The organism is Streptomyces sp. NPDC005878 (assembly GCF_040629815.1).
Taxonomy (GTDB): domain Bacteria; phylum Actinomycetota; class Actinomycetes; order Streptomycetales; family Streptomycetaceae; genus Streptomyces.
Window position 1 is genome coordinate 408,670 of sequence record NZ_JBEXWK010000003.1, and the last position, 15,756, is coordinate 424,425.

The following is a 15,756-nucleotide window of genomic DNA, read 5'->3' on the forward strand; positions in this document are numbered from 1 at the left end:
CAGAGAGAGACCGCCACCATGTCCACCAAGCACACGCTCTCCGTCCTGGTCGAGAACACCCCCGGCATCCTCGCCCGGATCGCCGCGCTGTTCTCCCGCCGCGGCTTCAACATCGACTCGCTCGCCGTCGGTGTCACCGAACACCCCGACATCTCCCGCATCACCATCGTGGTCAATGTCGAGGACCTGCCGCTGGAGCAGGTGACGAAACAGCTCAACAAGCTGGTCAACGTCCTGAAGATCGTCGAACTCGAGCCCAGCGCCGCGATCCAGCGCGAACTCGTTCTGGTGAAGGTGCGCGCCGACAACGAGACGCGCTCCCAGATCGTCGAGATCGTCCAGCTGTTCCGCGCCAAGACCGTCGACGTCTCGCCCGAGGCGGTGACCATCGAGGCCACCGGCGGCGCCGACAAGCTGGAGGCGATGCTCAAGATGCTGGAGCAGTTCGGTATCAAGGAGCTCGTCCAGTCCGGGACGATCGCCATAGGGCGCGGCTCGCGGTCCATCACCGACCGCAGTCTGCGGGCCCTGGACCGCTCGGCCTGAACCCGCCCCTCGCGGTGTTCATATCGCGAGACTCAAAACTTCACCTGGCATCCCCGCCGTACGGTGGGACGCAACACCAGCACACCAAGGAGATATCCCAGTGGCCGAGCTGTTCTACGACGCCGACGCCGACCTGTCCATCATCCAGGGCCGCAAGGTCGCTGTGATCGGTTACGGCAGCCAGGGCCACGCCCACGCGCTGTCGCTCCGCGACTCGGGTGTCGACGTCCGCGTCGGTCTGCACGAGGGCTCCAAGTCCAAGGCCAAGGCCGAGGAGCAGGGCCTGCGCGTGGTCACGCCCGCCGAGGCCGCCGCCGAGGCCGACGTCATCATGATCCTCGTCCCGGACCCGATCCAGGCCCAGGTCTACGAGGAGTCCATCAAGGACAACCTCAAGGACGGCGACGCGCTGTTCTTCGGCCACGGCCTCAACGTCCGCTTCGGCTTCATCAAGGCCCCCGAGGGCGTCGACGTCTGCATGGTCGCCCCCAAGGGCCCGGGCCACCTCGTCCGCCGCCAGTACGAGGAGGGCCGCGGCGTCCCGTGCATCGCGGCCGTCGAGCAGGACGCGACCGGCAACGGCTTCGCGCTGGCGCTCTCGTACGCCAAGGGCATCGGCGGCACCCGCGCCGGCGTCATCAAGACGACCTTCACCGAGGAGACCGAGACCGACCTGTTCGGTGAGCAGGCCGTGCTCTGCGGCGGTACCTCCGCGCTGGTCAAGGCGGGCTTCGAGACCCTCGTCGAGGCGGGCTACCAGCCGGAGATCGCCTACTTCGAGTGCCTCCACGAGCTGAAGCTCATCGTCGACCTGATGTACGAGGGCGGCCTGGAGAAGATGCGCTGGTCGGTCTCCGAGACCGCCGAGTGGGGCGACTACGTCACCGGCCCCCGCATCATCACCGCCGACACCAAGGCCGAGATGAAGAAGGTCCTCACCGAGATCCAGGACGGCACCTTCGCCAAGAACTGGATGGACGAGTACCACGGCGGTCTGAAGAAGTACAACGAGTACAAGACCCAGGACGAGAACCACCTCCTGGAGACCACCGGCAAGGAGCTGCGCAAGCTCATGAGCTGGGTGAACGACGAGGAGGCGTAAGCCTTCGCGAGGGGCCGCAGCAGTGCGCCGCGGCCCCTTGTCCATCCCGTCCACACCCGGACGGGTGACATTCCTCCGTGGCGGAAAAGACCGCCTTGAGCACCACTACACTGCTGCTCAACACCTACGCGTCAGGCCCACAGCGTCGTGCGTCTTCCACGCGGCCAAGCGACACCGCCTGCGGCCGTCGGGACGGCAGTCCGCAGCACTGGAACTGTGAGGATCACGTGAGCTCGAAACCTGTCGTACTCATCGCTGAAGAGCTGTCGCCCGCCACCGTCGACGCCCTCGGCCCGGACTTCGAGATCCGGCACTGCAACGGAGCCGACCGCGCCGAACTGCTGCCCGCCATCGCCGACGTGGACGCGATCCTGATCCGCTCCGCGACCAAGGTCGACGCCGAGGCCGTCGCCGCCGCGAAGAAGCTGAGGGTCGTCGCCCGCGCGGGCGTCGGCCTGGACAACGTGGACGTCTCCGCCGCCACCAAGGCCGGCGTGATGGTCGTCAACGCCCCGACCTCCAACATCGTCACCGCCGCCGAGCTCGCCTGCGGTCTGCTGGTCGCCACCGCGCGCAACATCCCGCAGGCCAACACCGCGCTGAAGAACGGCGAGTGGAAGCGGAACAAGTACACCGGCGTCGAGCTGAGCGAGAAGACCCTCGGCGTCGTCGGCCTCGGCCGCATCGGCGTCCTGGTCGCCCAGCGCATGTCCGCCTTCGGGATGAAGATCGTCGCGTACGACCCCTACGTGCAGCCCGCGCGCGCCGCGCAGATGGGCGTCAAGCTCCTCACCCTCGACGAGCTGCTCCAGGTCGCGGACTTCATCACCGTGCACCTGCCCAAGACCCCCGAGACCCTCGGACTCATCGGCGACGAGGCGCTCCACAAGGTCCAGCCGCACGTGCGGATCGTGAACGCGGCGCGCGGCGGCATCGTCGACGAGGCCGCGCTGTACTCGGCGCTCAAGGAGGGCCGCGTCGCGGGCGCGGGCCTGGACGTGTACGCGAAGGAGCCCTGCACGGACTCCCCGCTCTTCGAGCTCGACCAGGTCGTCTGCACCCCGCACCTGGGCGCCTCCACCGACGAGGCCCAGGAGAAGGCGGGCATCGCGGTCGCCCGCTCGGTGCGCCTGGCGCTCGCCGGCGAGCTGGTGCCGGACGCGGTCAACGTCCAGGGCGGCGTCATCGCCGAGGACGTGAAGCCGGGTCTGCCGCTCGCCGAGCGCCTGGGCCGGATCTTCACCGCGCTCGCGGGCGAGGTGGCGGTCCGCCTCGACGTCGAGGTGTACGGCGAGATCACCCAGCACGATGTGAAGGTGCTCGAACTGAGCGCGCTCAAGGGCGTGTTCGAGGACGTGGTGGACGAGACCGTCTCCTATGTCAACGCGCCGCTGTTCGCGCAGGAGCGCGGTGTCGAGGTACGGCTGACGACCAGCTCGGAGTCCCCGGACCACCGCAACGTCGTCACCGTGCGCGGCACGCTCTCCGGCGGCGAGGAGGTCGCGGTCTCCGGCACGCTGGCGGGCCCCAAGCACCTCCAGAAGATCGTGGCCATCGGCGAGTTCGACGTGGACCTCGCGCTCGCGGACCACATGGTGGTGCTGCGCTACGAGGACCGCCCCGGCGTCGTCGGCACGGTCGGCCGGATCCTGGGCGAGGCCGGTCTGAACATCGCGGGCATGCAGGTCGCCCGCGCGGAGGAGGGCGGCGAGGCCCTCGCGGTCCTGACCGTGGACGACACGGTGCCGCAGCCGGTGCTGAACGAGCTGGCCGAGACCATCGGCGCGGCCTCGGCCCGCTCGGTGAACCTGGTCTGAGACGGGTTGCCCGCGCCCCGGTCCTCCCGGGGCGCGGGCGCTGCGCGCCTCGCCATACGCGCGTATTACACGTACGTATAAAACAGGGTAGGCTCCCCGCATGGGACACCGTGAGGATCTGCTCGAAGGCGCCAAGCGCTGCCTGCTGGAGAAGGGGTTCGCGCGGACGACCGCGCGGGACATCGTCAAGGAGTCGGGGACGAACCTCGCGTCCATCGGCTACCACTACGGTTCCAAGGACGCGCTGCTCGCGCAGGCGTACATCGCCCTGGTCGAAGGTGTCTCGGACGCCTTCGAGGCGCCCGAACAGGGCCCGGCCACCGCGCCCGGCTCACTGGAGCGCTTCCAGGAGGTGTGGTCGAACATCATCTCCACCATGGAGCAGCCCGGCTCGATGTGGCACCTCAGCATGGAGATCATCGTCATGGGTGATCAGCTCCCCGGGGTGCGCGACCATCTGGCGCGGGCTCAGCGCGAGGGTGCGCGCGGCATCATCCCCATGTTCATGGGGGGCGAGGAGGCCGAGGTCGGTGACGACGAGGTCGACACGCTCGGCAAGCTCTACATGACGCTGATGATGGGGCTCATCGCCCAGTGGACCTTCGACCCGGGGACGGCGGCGAGCGGCGCCGAGCTGACCGAGGGGATGCGGCGGCTCATCCGCGCCGTGGACACCGGCGGACCCTCACAGGCGTGACGCCTTCAGCGCCATGTGCAGCAGCAGCCGGTCCTCGCCGTCGGCGAGGTCGAGCCCGGTGAGCTGCTCGACCCGGGAGAGCCGGTAGTAGAGGGTCTGGCGGTGGATGCCGAGCGCCGCCGCCGTCCGTCCCGCCTGGCCCGCGTGGTCGAGGAACACCTCGGCGGTGCGGGCCAGTTCGGTGTGGGCCGGGGTGAGCAGGGAGGCGACCGCCGCGTCGTGGGCGGCGGTGCCGGGCAGCGCGGTCAGCAGCCGGTACGGGCCGATCCCCGCCCACTGGGCGACCGGTCCGAGCCCCGGTTCGGCGAGTGCGGCCCGGGCCGCGCCGGTCGCCTCGTGCCAGGAGACGGGCAGCTCGCCCAGGCCCCGGCGCGCCGGCGCGACCCCGGCCGCGGCGCCCGGCCCCGCCGTGGCGCGCAGCCGTTCGGCGGCGGTCAGCGCGGGCGCGAGCGCGTCGGCCGAGCGCAGCCGCACCAGTGCCCCGAGCACCTGAGCGGGAGCGGCGGTGTCGTCCGCGCCCTCCTCGCCGTGCGCCCCCCACGGCACCGCGCACACCGCCGCCGTCCCCGGCACGGTCCGCACCGACGGGGTCTCCCGGGGCCAGGGGCTGACGCAGACCACCGCGTGCAGGCCGTCCGCGTCCGGGCCGAGCGCCGCCCGCAGGGCCGTCGTCGCCATGTCGCGCTGCCAGCCCGTCCCTGCGGTCAGGGCCGCCCGGAACTCGCGGGACAGGTCGGTGCCCGCCCGCGCCTCGTCGGCGAGCAGCCCGCCGATCCGGGAGGCCACCTCCATCGCGGCGGCCAGCCGGTCCTCGGCCGGGCCGGGGTCGGCGTCCAGCAGCCACACGTATCCGAGCACCACGCCGCGGTGGCGCACCGGCAGACAGATCCGGTCGCGGAAGACGCCCGCCTCGGGGGCGGCCGGGATACGGACGGGGCCGGTCGCGCGGGTGATACCGAACCCCTCGAACCAGGCGCGGACCGCCGGGGTGGAGCGGCGGGTCAGGATCGAGCGGGTGCGCACCGGGTCCATGGCCGCGTCGTCCTCGGAGTCGTGCGCCCCGAACGCGATCAGCCCGAAGTCCCGGTCCTCCAGGGTCGCGGGGGCGCCGAGCAGCGCCGAGATCTCATCGACCAGGTCCTGGTAGTCGCCCTTCACAGCAGCCATTCTCGCGCACTCCGGCGCCGCCTTCAGACATCTGTCTGAGATGCGGGGCACGGATGCGTGACAGGTGTCGATGGCAGACGATCGGACGGATATCTAGGTTTCACGGTGGTTCTCCGTGCCGTTCCCCGATCGTCGGGTTCCGGCCTCCTGCTATCCCTTTCCATGGAGGTGCCCCGTGCTGGGTCCCGTGATCCTCGCCGCGTCGCGCAGCGACAAGATGCGCCGCTTCGTCTCGGCCGCCCCCGGCACGAAGCAGGTCGTCGACCGGTTCATCGCCGGGGAGACGGTCGACGAGGTCGTGCCGATCGTCGAGGACGCCGCCGCCAAGGGTCTGGAAGTCACCCTGGACGTGGTGGGCGAGGACATCACCACCGTGGAGCAGTCCCACGCCGCGCGGGACGCCTACCTCCAGCTGATCGAGCGCCTCAAGGCCCTGGACCTGGGCACCCGCGCCGAGATGTCGGTGAAGCTGTCGATGTTCGGCCAGGCGCTGGAGGGCGGTCACGAGCTGGCTCTGGCCAACGTCCGCCCGGTCGTCGAGGCCGCCGCCGCCATCGGCACCACGGTCACCCTGGACGCCGAGGACCACACCACCCTCGACTCGATGTTCGCCATCCACGAGGAGCTGCGGAAGGACTTTCCGCAGACCGGCTGCGTCATCCAGGCCTACCTCTTCCGCACCGAGGAGGACGCCCGCCGCCTGGCCGCCGCCGGCAGCCGCGTGCGGATCGTCAAGGGCGCCTACAAGGAGCCCGCCTCCGTCGCCTACCAGGACAAGGGCGAGATCGACAAGGCGTACGTCCGCGTCCTGAAGATCCTCATGGACGGCGAGGCGTACCCCATGATCGGGTCGCACGACCCGCGGCTGATCGCCATCACCCAGGAGCTCGCGCGGCGCGCCGGGCGCAAACTGGACGAGTACGAGTTCCAGATGCTGTACGGCATCCGCAGCGACGAGCACCTGAGGCTCGCGGCCGAGGGCCACCGGATGCGCGTCTACACGGCGTACGGCACCGACTGGTACGGCTACTTCATGCGCCGTCTCGCGGAGAAGCCGGCCAACCTGCTCTTCTTCGCCCGCTCCATCCTCACCAAGGGCTGAGCCCACCACCCCTCACCAAGGAGTTCAGAGACTCATGGACGCTGTAACCCAGGTCCCCGCTCCCGTCAACGAGCCGGTGCACGGCTACGCCCCGGGTTCGCCCGAGCGCGCGCGCCTGGAGGCCAAGCTCAAGGAGCTGGCCGAGAACCCGATCGACCTGCCGATGACCATCGGCGGCGAGAAGCGGATGGGCGGCGGCGAGCGCTTCGACGTCGTGCAGCCGCACAACCACAAGGCCGTCCTCGGCACCTTCGCCAACGCCACCACCCAGGACGCGCAGGACGCCGTCGACGCGGCCCTCGCCGCCGCCCCGGCGTGGCGTGCGATGTCCTTCGACGACCGCGCCGCGATCATCCTGCGCGCCGCCGAGCTGCTGGCCGGCCCCTGGCGCGAGACGCTGGCCGCCTCGACCATGCTCGGCCAGTCCAAGACCGCCCAGCAGGCCGAGATCGACACCCCCTGCGAGCTCGTCGACTTCTGGCGCTTCAACGTCCACTACGCCCGCCAGCTCCTCGCCGAGCAGCCCCCGGCGAACTCCCCGGGCGTGTGGAACCGCATGGACCACCGCCCGCTGGAGGGCTTCGTCTACGCGATCACGCCGTTCAACTTCACGGCCATCGCGGGCAACCTGCCGACCGCCCCGGCCCTGATGGGCAACGTGGTCGTGTGGAAGCCGTCCCCGACCCAGACTCACGCCGCCGTGCTGCTCATGCGGCTCCTGGAGGAGGCCGGTCTGCCCAAGGGCGTCATCAACCTCGTCACCGGCGACGGCCTGGCCGTCTCCGAGGTCGCCCTGAACCACCGCGACCTGGCCGGCATCCACTTCACCGGTTCCACCAAGACCTTCCAGCACCTGTGGAAGACGGTCGGCGCCAACATCGAGAAGTACCGCACCTACCCGCGCCTCGTCGGCGAGACCGGCGGCAAGGACTTCGTCGTCGCGCACCCCAGCGCCGACCGCGCGGTGCTGAAGACCGCGCTGACCCGCGGCTCCTTCGAGTACCAGGGCCAGAAGTGCTCGGCCTCCTCGCGCGCGTACGTCCCCGCGTCGATCTGGAACGACGGCTTCAAGGAGGAGTTCGCGGCCGAGGTCGACGCCATCACCATGGGTGACGTCACCGACCTGTCGAACTTCATCGGCGCCGTCATCGACGAGCGCTCGTTCGCCAAGAACAAGGCCGCGATCGACCGGGCCAAGGCCGACGCCTCGTGCACGATCGTCGCCGGTGGCACCTGTGACGACTCGGTCGGCTACTTCGTCCGCCCGACCGTCATCGAGTGCACGGACCCCGAGAACGAGGTCTTCACGACCGAGTACTTCGGCCCGATCCTCGCGGTCCACGTCTACGAGGACGACAAGTACGACGAGATGCTGACCCAGATGGAGTCGGTCTCGGACTACGCCCTCACCGGCTCGGTCATCGCGGGCGACCGCGCGGCGGCGGCGTACACGATGGACAAGCTTCGCTACGCGGCGGGCAACTTCTACATCAACGACAAGTCGACCGGCGCCGTCGTCGGCCAGCAGCCCTTCGGCGGCGGCCGTGCCTCGGGCACCAACGACAAGGCGGGCGCCCCGCAGAACCTGATGCGCTGGACGCTGACCCGCGCCATCAAGGAGACGCTGGTCCCGCCGACCGACTACACGTACCCGCACATGGGCTGAACGTACCCGCACATGGGCTGACCGCCGGTCGCCTCGCGAACCCCGCCCCCGTCCTTGGTCCCCCAACCGAGGACGGGGGCGGTTCGCGTTCCCGGCCGCGGGCCGGCGCTCAGACCTCTACCAGCACCTGGTCCAGGGACTTGCGTACGAGGTCGGGGACCTCGCAGCCCTCGGCGGGGTAGCCGACCGGGACCACCGCGAACGCCTTCTCGTTGACGGGACGGCCGAGCACCTCCCGCAGGAACCGCATCGGGCTGGGGGTGTGGACCAGCGCGGCCAGCCCGCTCTGGTGCAGGGCGCTCAGCAGCAGCCCGACCGCGATCCCCACCGACTCGTCCACGTAGTAGTGCTTGTGCCGGGTGCCGTCCCCGGCCAGCCAGTACCGCTGCTGGAAGACCACGATCAGCGCCGGGGCGTCGGTGAGGTGGCTCTTGACGGCGTCCGTGCCCAGCGGGCGCAGCGCCGCCAGCCACTCCTCGCCCAGCCGGCCGTCGTAGGAGACCCGCTCCTCGTGCTCGGCCGCCTCCCGTATCCGGCGCCGTACCTCCGGATCGCGGACGAGGACGAAGGTCCAGGGCTGCTGGTGCGCGCCCGAGGGGGCGGTCGCGGCGCACGCGACGGCGTCCCGGACCACCTGCTCGGGGACCGGGTCGGGGGAGAACTGCCGTACGGTCCTGCGCTCGTCCATCGTGGCGCGCAGGGCCGCCGCCCGCGCCAGGGACTCGGCGGCGGGCATCCGGGCGGGGCGGTAGGGGACCGGGCGGTAGGGCTCGCCGTGCGTGGGCGTCCACCGCTGCTGGGGGGAGGGTGACATGGGAGCGAGTCTGGCGCGGCCGTGCCCGGTACGTAAGGGCGCGAAGTGGCCTGTCACAGTGGTCCCATGACTGAGTCTCAGCACACCGCGCACACCTCGCAGCTCGGCCCGGACGGCCTGCCGAGGATCCGCGCCCTGCTCGACACCGCCTTCGACGGGGACTTCGACGACGAGGACTGGGACCACGGCCTCGGCGGCGTCCACTCCTTCCTCGACGACGAGCAGGGCCTCGCCGCGCACGGCAGCGTGATCATGCGCCGGGTGCTGCACGGCGGCCGGTCCTACCGCGTCGGCTATGTCGAGGCCGTCGCCGTGCGCGCGGACCGGCGCCGCCAGGGGCTCGGCGGGCGGGTCATGGCCGCCCTGGAGCACGTGATCGACGAGGCGTACGCGTTCGGCGCGCTCTCCGCCTCCGACGAGGGCGCCGCGCTCTACCGCGCCCGCGGCTGGCAGGTCTGGCCCGGCCGGATCGAGGTCCTGAGCCCGGACGGGGTGGTGCGCCTCCCCGACGAGGAGGGCACCACCTTCCTGCGCCCGGCCGCGGGCCGCCCGCTGCCCGACCCGGCCCAGCCGCTGGTCTTCGACTGGCGCGACGGCGACGTGCTGTGAGGCGCGGGCCCCGGAGCGCGGGCGGGCGGCGAGGCCAGGCCCTCAGAGCACGCCCGCGTCCCGGGCCGTCCACACCGACGGATACAGCGGGCGGAAGCCCAGTTCGTCCCGGAGCCGCAGCGTCGACATGATCGTGTAGAACGGGTCGGGGTCGGTGCGTTCCGCCAGCTCCGGCGGCACCTCCACCCCGTTGAGCTGGTGCAGCTCGACCGCCGTCACGGGGCAGTCGTCCGCGATGTTGTACTTGCGGCCCGCCACCCCCGGCGCGTACAGCAGCCGCATCAGCGCCTGTGCCACGTCCGCGTGGTGCACCATCGGCAGCCGCTGGTACGCGGCCCACCGGCCCGCCCAGTACACCGACTGCGCCAGGTGCGGGTCGCCCTCGCCGTAGACGAAGGCGAGCGCGCCCACCCGGACGTCGAGGCCGTGCTCGCGGTGGAGGGCGAACAGGCCCTGTTCGGCGGCGGCCTTGGACTCCGCGTACGTCCCCCACAGCGGACCGCCCGGCACCGGCTCGTCGTCCTCGGTCAGCGGACGCCCGCGACCCAGGCCGTACGCCAGGTTCGACGACACCTGGACGAACCGGCTCACCCCGGCCTCCAGCGCCAGCCGGCCCAGCGTCAGCGCCGCGTCGCGGTTGACCGCGCGGTTCTCCTCGTCCGTCACGTTCCGGTAGGACACCGCCAGGTTCACCACCGCGTCCACCTCCGTCAGCGCCTTGCGCACCGACTCCTCCTCGCGGACGTCGCCGACCGCGACCTCATGGGCGCCGAGGGCCGTGCCGCGGGCCTCGTCGCGCACCAGGACCCGCACCAGGTCGGCCCGCTGGACCAGCCTCGGCACGAACCTGCGGCCGACCTCGCCCGTCGCCCCCGTCACCAGGATCCGCATCTTCCGCTCCTCTCGATGGCCTGGCCCCAGCCTGGCGCGAGCCGGCCCGCGGCGGGAGGGACGTCCCCATCCAGGGAGCGGCACTCCCTGGATACGGACCCGTACGGACCGTCATGCTGGGGGCGTGGACAGAGAAGAACTCGCGGACTTCCTGCGGCACTGCCGGGCCCGGCTCGAACCCGCGGACGTGGGCCTGGCGGCCGGGCCCCGGCGGCGGACGGCCGGGCTGCGCAGGGAAGAGGTCGCCCAGCTCACCGGGATGTCGGCGGACTACTACACCCGTCTTGAGCAGGCCCGCGGCTCGCGCCCGTCCCGGCAGATGCTGACCGCGCTGGCGCGGGCGCTGCGGCTCAGCCGGGACGGGCGCGATCACCTCTTCCACCTGGCGGGCGAGGAGCCGCCGCGCGAGCGGCACGGCTCGGTCCACGTACGCCCGGGCCTGATGCTGATCCTCGACCGGCTGCACGACGCGCCCGCGCAGGTGATGAGCGACTGGGGCGAGGTGCTCGCCCAGAACGCGATGGCGGCCGCCCTGGTCGGCGAGGCCGCGCCCGGCCGGAACATCATCCGCGGCTACTTCACCGAGCCGTCCCTGCGCGCCCTCTTCCCGCCCGAGGACCGGGCCGGGCATGCCCGCAGCCATGTGGCCCAGCTGCGGGCGGTGCTCGCGGCCCGGCCAGCCGACCCGGAGCCGGCGGCGCTGGTGGCCGAACTGCGGGGGTGCAGCGAGGAGTTCGCCGCGCTGTGGGACGAGCACGAGGTGGAGACCCGGCACGCCAGGGCGAAGCGGTTCCTCCACCCGGTGGTGGGCCTGCTGGAGCTGGACTGCGAGATCCTGCTCAGCTCCGGCGAGGGCCAGTTCCTGGTGGTGCACTCGGCCCGCCCGGGCACCGAGGCCCACCAGCGGCTGGAGCTGCTGCGGGTGGTGGGCCTCCAGGACCTGACGGTCGGCGGCTGAGGGGCCGGGGTGTCCCGGGGCGGGGTCACGCGTCCTCGACGCCCTGTGCGATCTCGCGCTTGACGCGCCGCCAGCCCAGGGCGCAGCCCACCGGGACGGCGACGGCCGCGCCGATCAGCGCCGGGTACATCACCAGATCGCCTCCGTAGTGCACCGCGGCGGCGCTGGCCGTGCCCGAGACGACCGCGGCGGCGAGCATCTGCTTGAGCTTGCCCCGGTAGGTGGTGCTCAGCAGGAGCTTCCTGGCGGGCGGCGCCACCAGCTCGTCGAGCCCGGCCGCCGGGCCGGCGCTGGCCGCCTTGGGGCGCTTGAGGTACATGTACAGCAGCCAGTGCCCACACGGCTCCCAGCCGTCGGGGGCGAGCCGGGCCGTGACCGCCTCGCGCTCGGCGGCGTTGCCGGCGTTCTCGCGGCGGTACTCCCACCGCATCGCCGCCGCCGGGTCGCGCCGGCAGACGAACCGGCCGAGCCGGTCCAGGCCCTCGACCTCCCAGCCCTGGTCGCCGTAGTGGTTGAGGTGCTTGCGGTCGGTGTAGATGTCGGTGGCCCACTTCCAGGTCTCCGCCTCCGCCGCCGGCTCCTGGGCGGCCCGGCCGCCGGTGAGCCGGGCCGCGAAGTCCTCCGGGGCGCCGAACTCCTCGTACGGATCGGTGGACCCGGACTCCGCCAGATAGCCGGTGAGCTCCGCGACGGTCGCCGTCACCTCGCTCCGCGGCATCCCGGCCGCCCGCAGCCTCCCGGCGAGGGCCCCGAAGTAGTCGCTCTGCTCGCTCATGACGGTCGTCCCCCTGGTGTCGCGCTGGTCAGCATGGTCTTCACGGCGGTGTGGAACTCCAGCCAGGACGCGCCCTGCTCGGCGAGGGCCCGCCGGCCCTCCTCGGTCAGCCGGTAGTAGCGGCGGCCCGGCCCGCGCTCGGCGGCGCGGAACTCCCCGACGGCGAGCCCGGCCTCTTCGAGCCGGTTCAGGACGGGGTAGAGCGTTCCGCCCTTGATCTCCCCGAGCCCGGCCGCGGCCAGGGTCTTGGAGATCTCGTACCCGTAGCTCTCCCCTCCGGTGAGGCAGGTGAGGACGAGGAGGTCGAGGACGCCCTTGAGCCAACTGGATCTGCGGTCTGCGGCCATGGCTGTATTCCAGCACCACCTAGGTAGGAATGCAAACTAGATGGCACTGCCTGGCCCTGCCTGAACGGACGGCTGTGGAGGCAGCCGTCTCAGATAGTAGGAAGTCCGAGTAATCGTGGAGACAGAAGCGGAGTCCTCCCTTAGCTTGGGAGGAGCCGAACGTCTCGCTAGATCCAGCGAATGGCGGTCGCGAGCGCGGTGCCCCCAGGCAGGCAACCCCTGCGGCAGCGCTCCCCGCCCCTTCCGGCGCCTCGATATCCCCGTGATCTCAAGGAGTCGATCCTCATGTCCGAGACGACGACCGTCCGCCGTGTCCGCCATGTCGCCCGTACCAGCGACGCCGACCGCAAGAACGCCGCCGCGGCCCTCCAGCGCGCGCTCGACCGCAGGGACAACGGGGGCGCCACCGGGCACTAGCCCCCGGCCGCGTGCCGTGCGCGGCCGTCAGCCCCGGCGGATCTCGAAGTGGTCGATCCGCGCGCCCGACTCGGCCAGCGCCGAGACCGTCATCGACGGGTGGAGCCCCGCCCGCACCCGCACGGCGAGGAACGAGTAGCCCGTGTAGCGCACCCGGGACCACTCCACGGTCTCGGGTGCCTTCGCGCGGCCCTTGAGCCAGTGGTAGCTCGCCACGCTCTCCCGGTCCTCGACGTGGCCCTCGTAGCTGTCGGGGGCCGGGAAGCCGTAGAGCGCCCGGCCCGCGCCCCCGGCCGTGACGTAGACGATGCCGTCCCGTGTCGGGTCGGTGCGCTCACCGATCGCCACCCTGCGGCCCACGGCGCCGCGCAGGATTGCGTCGGTGCGCTCGTACACATGGTTGTGGCCGTTGATGACCAGGTCCACCCGGTGCTTCTCGAAGAGCGGCACCCAGGTGTCGCGCACCCCGCCGTCCGAGGCGTGGGCGCCGGTGGTCGAGAAGGCGCAGTGGTGGAAGAAGACCACGACGAAGTCGACGCGGCGGTCGGCGCGCAGTTCGCCCAGCCGCCGCTCCAGCCACCGCGTCTGCCCGCCGCCGCTGATCCCGAAGTTGGCGGGGATCTCGTACGAGACGTCGTTGGCGTCCAGCGCGACCACGCCCACGTTGCCGTGCACGAACGAGTACGCCCCGGGCAGCCGGACCGGGTCCGGGCCGTTGCACGGCAGCGACCAGCGGGCGTTCTGCCCGCCGTAGCCGTCCGGCGAGTACCAGGCCTCCATGTCGTGGTTGCCGGTGGTCACCATCCACGGCACGGTCTTGGCGACCGACTCGGTCTGGGCGAGGAACTGGTCCCAGACGCGCGCGTCGTAGGTGTCGCCGCTGGTGCCCGAGCCGGACGGGTCGGCGTAGCAGAGGTCGCCCGCGTGCAGGTGGAACGCCGGGTTCTGACCGAGGATCACCTGGTTGTTGCCGAGCGCGTGGTAGCTGACGCCCTGGTCGCCGAAGGCCGTGAAGGTGAACGCCTCGGCGCGCTCGGGCGCGGTGGTGAAGGTGCCCAGCGTGGCGAGGTTGCGCGGATCGGCCGGGTCGAAGCCGTCGTGGCCGACGCCGTAGTAGTACGTGGTGCCGGGCCGCAGCCGCTCCAGGCGCGCGTGCACGTAGTACTGCTCGGCCGCCGCGATCCTGCCCCCGTTGAGCACCGGCGTGGCGAGGTGGCGCACCTCGGCGCCGATCCGGTGGCCGAGCGCCCACGGCTCGAACCCGATCCGGATGAACGGCCGCCGCACCGCGAACGGCACCTGCCAGGCGACCGCCATCTGCGTCCTCGGGTCGGCGCCGTAGGCCAGATGCCGTCCGAACGGCGCCACCAGTGAACCGTCCACCTCGCAGGCCGAGCCCCGGGGGGCGAGGACGGCGGGCGCGGCGTGGGCGGGCGCGGCCGCGGTGCCGATACCGGCGCCGACGGCCGCGGCGGTCGCCACGGAGGTGCGCAGCACACCCCGCCGGGTCAGCCGCGTACGCAGGTACGCGTGCTGCTCGGCCATGTCCATACGGCCGGCGAGCTTGTCGGGGATGCCGAAACGAGGGATGTCCACGGCCGGAAACGTCCTCTCCTCACACGACGCGCGGCTCACCGACGGGTGAGCGGGGCGCGTACAGCTCCTCATGCAACTCCCCTCGATTCCCCGGCGCCTCACCCCCGCCAGCCATTCGGCGGCCCGCCCGAGGGGGGAGGCACCCCGGCGCGCCCTGTCCGTATCGTGGACTCGACATGTCAATGCATGGGACGCGGAGTACGGTGCCTTCATGTCTCGCAGCATCGATCTCGCAGTGATCCCCGGTGACGGCATCGGCCGGGAAGTGGTGGCCCAGGGCCTCAAGGTCCTGAGCGCCGTCCTTCCAGCGGATGTGAAGCTGGAGACCAAGGAGTACGACCTCGGCGCCCGGCGCTGGCACCGCACCGGCGAGACCCTGCCGGACACGGAGCTGGAGGCGCTGGCGACCCACGACGCGATCCTGCTCGGCGCCATCGGCGACCCGAGCGTGCCGTCCGGCGTCCTGGAGCGCGGGCTGCTGCTGAAGCTGCGCTTCGCCTTCGACCACTTCATCAACCTGCGGCCGTCGAAGCTGTTCCCGAACACGGCGACCCCGCTGGCCGGCCGCCCCGAGATCGACTTCGTGGTGGTCCGCGAGGGCACCGAGGGCCCCTACACGGGCAACGGCGGCTCGCTGCGCACCGGTACCCCGGCCGAGGTCGCCACCGAGGTCAGCGTGAACACGGCGTACGGCGTGGAGCGCGTGGTGCGCGACGCGTTCGCCCGCGCCCAGGCGCGCCCCCGCAAGAAGCTGACGCTGGTTCACAAGAACAACGTCCTGGTCTTCGCCGGGCACCTGTGGAAGAACATCTTCGACACGGTGGCGAAGGAGTACCCGGACGTCACCACGGACTATCTGCACGTCGACGCCGCGACGATCTTCTTCGTCACCCAGCCCGAGCGGTTCGACGTGATCGTCACCGACAACCTCTTCGGCGACATCCTCACCGACCTCGCCGCGGCCGTGACCGGCGGCATCGGCCTGGCCGCGTCCGGCAACATCAACCCGACCGGCGCGTTCCCCTCGATGTTCGAGCCGGTCCACGGCTCCGCGCCCGACATCGCGGGCCAGGGCAAGGCCGACCCCACGGCCACGGTCCTCTCCGTCGCCCTGCTCCTGCGCCACCTCGGTCACGAGTCCGAGGCCGCCAGGATCGAGGACGCCGTCCAGGCCGACCTGGCCGCGCGGGACGGCTCGGCCCGTACCACCGACGAGATCGGCGACGCGCTCGCCGTACGAGTATCGGGCTGA

At 71.7% G+C, this 15,756-nt stretch carries 16 protein-coding genes; 10 read left to right on the forward strand and 6 right to left on the reverse strand.

Annotated features, from left to right (window positions below; genetic code table 11):
- The first annotated feature begins 18 nt into the window (after positions 1–18).
- The 4 genes from ilvN to ABZ404_RS08080 all read left to right on the forward strand — a co-directional run bounded on the left by ilvN (position 19) and on the right by ABZ404_RS08080 (position 4,162).
- Complete coding sequence (gene ilvN / locus ABZ404_RS08065; protein ID WP_358836664.1) at positions 19–546, forward strand: acetolactate synthase small subunit; 528 nt, start codon at positions 19–21, stop codon at positions 544–546.
- 100 nt (positions 547–646) lie between these two features.
- Positions 647–1,648, forward strand: coding sequence for a ketol-acid reductoisomerase (ilvC, locus tag ABZ404_RS08070; RefSeq protein WP_358836665.1), 1,002 nt, complete (start codon positions 647–649; stop codon positions 1,646–1,648).
- A 227-nt stretch (positions 1,649–1,875) separates the two neighbouring features.
- Positions 1,876–3,465 (forward strand): phosphoglycerate dehydrogenase, encoded by a 1,590-nt coding sequence (serA, locus tag ABZ404_RS08075; protein WP_358836666.1) that lies wholly within the window; start codon positions 1,876–1,878, stop codon positions 3,463–3,465.
- 100 nt (positions 3,466–3,565) lie between these two features.
- Positions 3,566–4,162, forward strand: coding sequence for a TetR/AcrR family transcriptional regulator (locus ABZ404_RS08080; RefSeq protein ID WP_358836667.1), 597 nt, complete (start codon positions 3,566–3,568; stop codon positions 4,160–4,162).
- Here the strand turns inward: ABZ404_RS08080 and ABZ404_RS08085 are convergent.
- Entirely contained in the window at positions 4,151–5,320 is a 1,170-nt protein-coding gene (locus ABZ404_RS08085) for a helix-turn-helix domain-containing protein (protein WP_358990276.1), read from the reverse strand. The genes ABZ404_RS08080 and ABZ404_RS08085 overlap by 12 nt on opposite strands.
- A gap of 184 nt (positions 5,321–5,504) precedes the next feature.
- Between ABZ404_RS08085 and ABZ404_RS08090 the strand changes: the two genes are divergently transcribed.
- Entirely contained in the window at positions 5,505–6,431 is a 927-nt protein-coding gene (locus ABZ404_RS08090; protein WP_358836535.1) for a proline dehydrogenase family protein, read from the forward strand.
- A 34-nt stretch (positions 6,432–6,465) separates the two neighbouring features.
- Entirely contained in the window at positions 6,466–8,097 is a 1,632-nt protein-coding gene (gene pruA, locus ABZ404_RS08095; protein WP_358836536.1) for an L-glutamate gamma-semialdehyde dehydrogenase, read from the forward strand.
- Between the two features lie 109 nt (positions 8,098–8,206).
- Here pruA and ABZ404_RS08100 read toward each other — a convergent pair whose 3' ends face one another.
- Complete coding sequence (locus ABZ404_RS08100; RefSeq protein WP_358836537.1) at positions 8,207–8,911, reverse strand: nitroreductase family protein; 705 nt, start codon at positions 8,909–8,911, stop codon at positions 8,207–8,209.
- Between the two features lie 66 nt (positions 8,912–8,977).
- On the opposite strand from ABZ404_RS08100, the gene ABZ404_RS08105 reads away from it, so the two are divergent.
- On the forward strand, positions 8,978–9,520 hold the full coding sequence (locus ABZ404_RS08105; RefSeq protein WP_358836538.1) for a GNAT family N-acetyltransferase: 543 nt from the start codon (positions 8,978–8,980) through the stop codon (positions 9,518–9,520).
- Positions 9,521–9,562: 42 nt separating this feature from the next.
- On the opposite strand, the gene ABZ404_RS08110 is transcribed toward ABZ404_RS08105, so the two are convergent.
- Positions 9,563–10,411, reverse strand: coding sequence for an NAD(P)-dependent oxidoreductase (locus tag ABZ404_RS08110; RefSeq protein ID WP_358836539.1), 849 nt, complete (start codon positions 10,409–10,411; stop codon positions 9,563–9,565).
- A gap of 124 nt (positions 10,412–10,535) precedes the next feature.
- On the opposite strand from ABZ404_RS08110, the gene ABZ404_RS08115 reads away from it, so the two are divergent.
- Complete coding sequence (locus tag ABZ404_RS08115; protein WP_358836540.1) at positions 10,536–11,369, forward strand: helix-turn-helix transcriptional regulator; 834 nt, start codon at positions 10,536–10,538, stop codon at positions 11,367–11,369.
- A gap of 25 nt (positions 11,370–11,394) precedes the next feature.
- Here ABZ404_RS08115 and ABZ404_RS08120 read toward each other — a convergent pair whose 3' ends face one another.
- Both ABZ404_RS08120 and ABZ404_RS08125 read right to left on the reverse strand, forming a co-directional pair.
- Positions 11,395–12,144: a hypothetical protein gene (locus ABZ404_RS08120; protein WP_358836541.1), complete on the reverse strand. Its 750-nt coding sequence runs from the start codon at positions 12,142–12,144 to the stop codon at positions 11,395–11,397.
- Entirely contained in the window at positions 12,141–12,491 is a 351-nt protein-coding gene (locus tag ABZ404_RS08125; RefSeq protein WP_358836542.1) for a PadR family transcriptional regulator, read from the reverse strand. The genes ABZ404_RS08120 and ABZ404_RS08125 overlap by 4 nt, the downstream gene beginning before the upstream one ends.
- 285 nt (positions 12,492–12,776) lie before the next feature.
- On the opposite strand from ABZ404_RS08125, the gene ABZ404_RS08130 reads away from it, so the two are divergent.
- Positions 12,777–12,908: a hypothetical protein gene (locus tag ABZ404_RS08130; protein WP_358836543.1), complete on the forward strand. Its 132-nt coding sequence runs from the start codon at positions 12,777–12,779 to the stop codon at positions 12,906–12,908.
- A gap of 27 nt (positions 12,909–12,935) precedes the next feature.
- Here the strand turns inward: ABZ404_RS08130 and ABZ404_RS08135 are convergent, their stop codons facing one another.
- On the reverse strand, positions 12,936–14,504 hold the full coding sequence (locus ABZ404_RS08135; protein WP_358990256.1) for a metallophosphoesterase family protein: 1,569 nt from the start codon (positions 14,502–14,504) through the stop codon (positions 12,936–12,938).
- Positions 14,505–14,715: 211 nt separating this feature from the next.
- Between ABZ404_RS08135 and ABZ404_RS08140 the strand changes: the two genes are divergently transcribed.
- A complete protein-coding gene (locus ABZ404_RS08140) occupies positions 14,716–15,756 on the forward strand; it encodes a 3-isopropylmalate dehydrogenase (protein ID WP_358837706.1) in 1,041 nt (346 codons plus the stop codon).